Genomic DNA, 6,183 nt, shown 5'->3' on the forward strand with positions numbered 1-6,183 from the left:
AGGTTGGGCTGCGCCTACGCAACCCTAAATAGGTGATTTAGCACCCGAATTTTAAGCACCTAACTTTGGAGCACTGCTCCCGTGTCGTGACGGAGCAGGCGAAAGTCCAGGATGAAGTGTTGCGATCATATTCGGTGTGTTTCATGCTGTTTCACAATCGGCTACAGAATGCGCTCAACAGTTATGGCGGTATCGTCCCAATGTCCCCATGCACGTTTGGGTTGCACCACGCCCTCCATTTGGTTATGCCGAAACCAACGCCCGTCGCATCAAGGAGAAAATTCTCCAGAAGAATGAAATGACCGCTTTTCTGATTCGCATTGACAGAGAAACGGGCAGACGTGGCGCAGAAAAAGACTGGGCATTGGATGCTTCTTGTCAGATTGAGGCGCAGCGCAACTGGTCGATTAATAATTTACGCGCTGATCTGCGATCGCTGTTATCAGAAATGGGCAATAGGATTATTTCTGCCGGAGATAGTTCTGATGAGGGGGCATCTCGATGGATGAAGGCGGCAGGTATCGCCATTGATGAAGAACATTATCGTAAAGTTGCCAATGCCGAATAGCACGTCGAATCACTCTTAAACTTCCGGTAAAACTTAACCGTAAAGGTGAAATTCCGCCTATTGTTGCACTTTGAAACATGGTTGCACGTATGCAATAATGTCCTAACAACCAACCATAAATTTCTTGGACTACTTCCCGAGGATTTTTAGAGCGAATAGGAGTTTTTCGACCATTAAGATGAACTTTTAATTCATCCAAAGTGTTTTCTGCCTCCCAACGCTGGTGATACTCAGTCGCTAGAAGCAATGCGCGAAAAGTCTTAATATCCATCAAATCTGTAATCAGACGATAAACTTTTTCTACCCCATCTTCTTCAACAATATATTCAATTACGCGGATGGTCATTCGGGTTGCGCCCTTCTTTTTAGACCTACCATCAGGCGCAATCCACGACAAATAAGAACCATCATCCAAAACTTTAACAACTTCCAATTTTACATGGGCTGGGACACGACCTAAAAAATGGCATTTCTGATTGATTGCTGCATGAACCATCTTGAAGGAATGCAACCCTCTGTCCCACATTAATAACATACCAGGAGCAACACTTCGTAGTAGTTTTAAAGCCCCTTTTCTTTCACCAATTCGATAGGGACTAATAAAGGCATCGGTAATTAAATGAGTACCTGCTTCTACCAAAAAAACTAATCTGGCTTTAGGAAATGCTGGATATGTCCCTTTGGGAGAACCAGGATAACCAAATACTCTGGCATTTTCTTGAGTGTCAGTCACATCAAAAACTGTTCCGTCTATTGCCATTATCCTCAGCCCACCTAAAAAAGCACCTGGGCTGCTGTGTTTTGCGCTATCAAGCACATAGTCCTAGTGCAACTTATTGGTACTATAAGTTACATGCAACATCACCGATCTTTCCCACAAGACTTCCAGATAAATTGAGCAAATATAAGCATTTGGGCAAAGCTGGTAGCCCTGCTCATATTGATGCTGTCATGGAAGTGGCTCGCAGAACTCAAATTCAGTCTCTACAGTCATGTATCGATTCTCTCAGACTTAGCTGGGCAGATTTGTACCAAGGCCTTCTAGAAAAAAAGTAAGTTCTGGAAAATCCACTTCCTTCTCGTATTCAACACGCGAACATAATTTCTCTGTTTTTACCCTCTATTTTCCTTAACCGAGCAGTATTGCCAGGTGCAGGTGATGTAGCAATAGTTGTTTCAGGTTGTGACTGGTGAGTAATATTAGCAATCACTGTCCCACCAATCAAAATACCTACAATCAAACTACCAAAAATCAAAGCGGGTTTTTGCCAAGCGAGTTCAAATTGTTTCTGTTTAATTCCCACCATCATCTGCACTTTTCTGGCACAAGAGATTTCCTGCTCAGGAGTTAGTAGAGAATAGCGTCCGATTTGAAGGAGGTAAGAACGAACTATGTCGGGAGTTGGGTTAGCCATTTTTGGGTGAAGTAAGAGAATAGTTAATCAACAGTAAATAGTAATGATCTTGGAAGATGAAGAAACTCATATTCCTTTTTAAACATGAGTGTATTCGCCTCGTACTTGATTAAGAGTCTGTTAGCGCTTCGCGGAACTTTTGTGAACATTAAAGAATTCGGAAAAATACAATGGATATTCAATCTACACTCACCCAAGCTATTGAAGTTATAGTCATGAGCTTTGTTGCTCTAATGATTTTCGATTTGATCGACGGACTTTATGTTGTGCCATTACCACCTATTGCAATTGCACAATCTGGCACCAGTTCCAAATCTACAGTAACAGCGCCTCAATTTGAACTACTATCTAACACTAAACAACTAGAAGTCGAACCTCAACAAATCCCCTTCGTTACATCACATTTTGAGGAAATTTCCGACCCCTGGACATTAGAACTAGAGCCTCACAACAGTTTTATCGAAACTCAACCAGTTGTACTCCAATTTCCTTTACTAAGGCTACTACCACCAGCAGCACAAGTGCAATCGAAATCTAAGGCTAAAACTGCCAAAAAATCTACTTCCCTTAAAGGCAAAGCGACGAAAACTACTGACACTACTGCACATGTTACATTTACCAAAGCTCCAGGAAAACCAGGTAGACCGCGCAAGAATGCTGCCTGAGTTTGAATTGAATGGAGCGATCACTTGATATTGGCGATCGCTCAAGTTCAACATTTCAACATTTCTGAGCAGGATGCAAGCAACGGACTGTGCATCAACTGACTGTTCTTTCGATACTGCTCTGGACAATACCACTCTTAGCTCACAAACGGAAACCTCTGGAACTGCTTTGTGATGCACAAACGAGGAAGGAATCTCTAAATCATTCCTGGAATGCGCCTTCCTCAAAAATACTGGTTCTTTGCATACAGGGCATTTCAGGAAACCTTTGTAATCCCCATAATCTGCGTCTTCTGCTGCTATTATTTATCCGCCAATTTGGACTAAAATTGCGTATTTCACGGATTTATTTTATCTCTGCAATTCTGCTGTTTGTTTTTTGTTCTCTAAACTTTGATCAAGCTTAGTATTGGCAGCTTCAAAATCCTGCAAAACTTGAGGGGTCACTTTATTAATTTGCACTTGCCCAGATTGCACATTTAGAATTACATGGCCATTCTTGTGCGCGATCGCCAAATCTTTGGAGTGGGAATTAAGCGCCAAATCATAAGAGTCAATTCTTACAAGAAGCTTGGGCTATCCGTTTCGTACTTTGAACAGCAAAATTGTTTGCCTGACTTCAAGGACGTTTGGACAGAATACAAGCAAGTTAATTCACAAGCGCTGCAATCAACTTTGAAGCGTGTTGATTTTGCGTTTCAACGCTTCTTTAAAGGATTGGCAAAGTATCCTAGATTCAAGTCAATTAGGCATTATTCCGGTTGGAGTTATCCAAGCTTTACAGGTTGGAAAGCGCACAGCACAGGAGATAATGGCTATTTAGAATTGGCTAAGATTGGTCAAATCCAGATGCGAGGAAAAGCTAGACTTTGGGGACATCCTAAAGCGATGGATATTGTTTACCGCAACGGAAAATGGTATGCAAGTATCGTTTTAGAAGTTGATGAAATCTTGCTCAAGAATAGCCGCAAAACTGATGACGGGGTTATTGCAATTGATTTAGGATGTAATGATGCTATTGCCTGGACTACTGGAGTCGAGGACGGATTAGTTTCTGCGCCTAGATTTTTGAGGAAAGCAGATAAACGAAACAAGCAATTAAGCAAAGCTAAACGTCGTAAACGTTCACCCAATTTCAAGAAAAAGACTAAGGCTTCTAGAAGGTGGAAGAAAGCCCAGAAGCAGGTTAGCAAGCTGAATAGAAAAGTTGCCAACCAGCGCCAAAACTGGGTGCATCAAGAGACTACACGAATTATTAGCGGTAACAGCACGGTAGTCACGCTCGTAGCTAGAAGTGAAAAAAATGAGTGCCAAAGCCAAGAAGGGTAAGCGCAAGAAACAGAAAGCTGGACTAAATAAATCGATTCTTGATGTCGGGATGGGCATGATAAAAGACGCTCTAAAAGCGAAGTTGTCAGATGTTGGCGGATTATTCGTGGAAGTTCCGACACGTCAGGTGAAACCATCTCAAACTTGCCCAAAATGTGGGCATCAAGAAAAAAATGATTTATCACAGCGCCAGCACGTTTGCTATAACTGTGGATATCATCAACAACGCGATATTGCATCCGCAGAAGTTATGTTGCTTTGGTACTCAAATAATCTACAGGGGTTGGGAACCAACCTCTTAGACGCAGATGATTCTAGCTCTATTTCAGGCACTCGTAAACGAAAGTCTGCGGGAAGTATGAAGCAACTAGGTCGTGCGAAGCGTCAAAAATTTTGCTCTACGGGTGGGGATGTAGAAACCCCACCCTCTACGAAGTAGGGTGGGGTAGTTCATATCCATACTGTTTGTAAGGTTCGTAAGCTCTAGTGGTATGAGTTCTGCCGTATCCGCGCATGGCATCAATGCAAGTATCTACGGGTAAAAGATTGGTGTCACCATGCATCATTAATGGGTAGTTCATGGGAATCGGTTTGCCTTTGATGCCTCTTGAGGCGACATTTTGAATATCTTGGGTTGGGTGCAATTGAGCGCTTTGTTGAGGCGGGGATTGCGTTAATTGAGATGGAGATTTCAAAAACTGCGGTCGTGTGGCGAGGGAGCTAACTCTTTGCTGATACTCAAGGGTAGACTCAATAATTGCCCCAAATTTCTTAGTCATATTATCCAAAGTTTTGGGAGGAATTGAACTACTAACCAAGTTAAATACCGCTAGACCTTTTTTAGTTTCCCTGATAACATCTTCTATTGGTACTTGTTGAAATTCAACTTTTTGAGCAGTTAACCATTTAGTTACAGTCTCAGCTTTCTGGTTATCAACAGCCAAGCCCATGACTCCAAGCTTTTTGTTTGATTCTGTAGAAAATAAGAAAGTAGGACGCTCTTTAATATGATGTAGAATTTTCGCACTACGAGAAATCATATACAGTTGTTGGGGATTAACCGATTGAGTCGAAAAAATCTGAAATTCCTTCGTCCACTTCTGGGGATATTCAACGCTCCTTGGATCAATTTGAGCGCAAATAACAGAAAAATTACTTTGAATAATAGCGGGTGCGGGTGTAAGTTGTCCGGTTTTGAGTAGTCCAAGCTGTCTGAGCGCGTCCAAGTCTTTTTTGAAATGTAATACCCCCAATGGTTCACCATTTAAAAACACAGCATCTCTGGTTTTATATGGTGGCAAATCGATAGTCAGTTTTCGGTAATCTTGATCATTGAACGACTGACCAGAAAAATCATAAAAGTTAATTTTATTAATTTTGAGTAAATTCCCATTAGGAGACTCACCCAGCACAAAAGCTTGATCTCCAGTTTCGGAGATTGACGTGAGCTTTAATTTTAGAGGATTACCATTTTTCAGGTAATCAATTTGTTTTAATTGCTGGACAGAATCACTGTCTAACTCACCCAAAGTTTTGCCATCAAGTTTGATTTTTACTGTTTTATCAGTCACCGGCACAGTGCCGAATTCTAAGTTTATAGGTTCGGCGTTAAAAACAAGTCCTGGATAAGAGAAGTTTTTGAGTTCGCGGATAGTAATTTCAATCGGCTCGTTTCCTGGCAGTCCAATAATTGCTTTGGCAGTGGCAGGTTCTACGCCAATGAAATTAGCTTGCGCCTTTGTACCAATGGGAAGCTGTGCAGTTCTGGTTGAGAGCATGGCGAATTCCTTATATTCGCCGTCAGTATCCTGGACAAACATTAGTCTGGAAACGTGGCGTTCATGTCCGACTGGGTGGTGGCTGGCTCTGATTTCTATGGGGTGTTTTTCATCTTTCTTCCATTCTCTGCCCAAAAATTGGTTTGCCTCGTTAGAGAGCGTGACTAATTTGAGATCAGTAAATTGCAGTTCGTCCAAGCGGGATACAATCTCATTGGGGAAAGCCGCGAACGCAAAATTAGAAACTTTTTTAGGGATCGCTTGAGTATCATTTTCTTTTCGTGCAACTTCAAGTTCATCTTTTGGACTTTGGACAAAAAAGAAGTGTTCGCGTTTGATTTACGCGAACTTACAATCTACGCATCATAAATTACCCCAGTTATTTTTCAAACTGAGTCCAACTGAGTTAAACGCCTAAAGCCTAAGAA

2 protein-coding genes and 4 pseudogenes are annotated in these 6,183 nt (G+C 41.8%); 3 read left to right on the top strand and 3 right to left on the bottom strand.

The genetic code is table 11. The features are described 5' to 3' along the window. Positions 1–124: 124 nt before the first annotated feature. Positions 125–565, top strand: a pseudogene (locus LC605_RS30475) (bifunctional DNA primase/helicase); the annotation flags it as partial. Here the strand turns inward: LC605_RS30475 and LC605_RS30480 are convergent. Both LC605_RS30480 and LC605_RS30485 read right to left on the bottom strand, forming a co-directional pair. Further along, positions 462–1,361: pseudogene (locus tag LC605_RS30480) on the bottom strand (IS4 family transposase); the annotation flags it as partial. The pseudogenes LC605_RS30475 and LC605_RS30480 overlap by 104 nt on opposite strands. A 526-nt stretch (positions 1,362–1,887) precedes the next feature. Beyond that, a pseudogene (locus LC605_RS30485) lies at positions 1,888–1,983 on the bottom strand (sigma-70 factor domain-containing protein); the annotation flags it as partial. 170 nt (positions 1,984–2,153) lie between these two features. Between LC605_RS30485 and LC605_RS30490 the strand changes: the two are divergent. Beyond that, entirely contained in the window at positions 2,154–2,648 is a 495-nt protein-coding gene (locus LC605_RS30490; protein ID WP_229551159.1) for a hypothetical protein, read from the top strand. Positions 2,649–3,137: 489 nt separating this feature from the next. Continuing rightward, a pseudogene (locus LC605_RS30495) lies at positions 3,138–4,416 on the top strand (RNA-guided endonuclease InsQ/TnpB family protein). On the opposite strand, the gene LC605_RS30500 reads toward LC605_RS30495, so the two are convergent. Further along, positions 4,406–5,953, bottom strand: coding sequence for a hypothetical protein (locus LC605_RS30500; protein ID WP_229551160.1), 1,548 nt, complete (start codon positions 5,951–5,953; stop codon positions 4,406–4,408). The pseudogene LC605_RS30495 and the gene LC605_RS30500 sit on opposite strands and share 11 nt — an antisense overlap. Between the last annotated feature and the right edge of the window lie 230 nt (positions 5,954–6,183).

Origin of the sequence: Nostoc sp. CHAB 5836 (assembly GCF_020829445.1) — a bacterium.
In the GTDB taxonomy this organism is placed as follows: domain Bacteria; phylum Cyanobacteriota; class Cyanobacteriia; order Cyanobacteriales; family Nostocaceae; genus Nostoc.

Excerpts from the sequence above, each read along its gene's own strand:
- LC605_RS30490 (WP_229551159.1), top strand. The coding sequence starts at position 2,154 with ATGGATATTCAATCTACACTCACCCAAGCTATTGAAGTTATAGTCATG.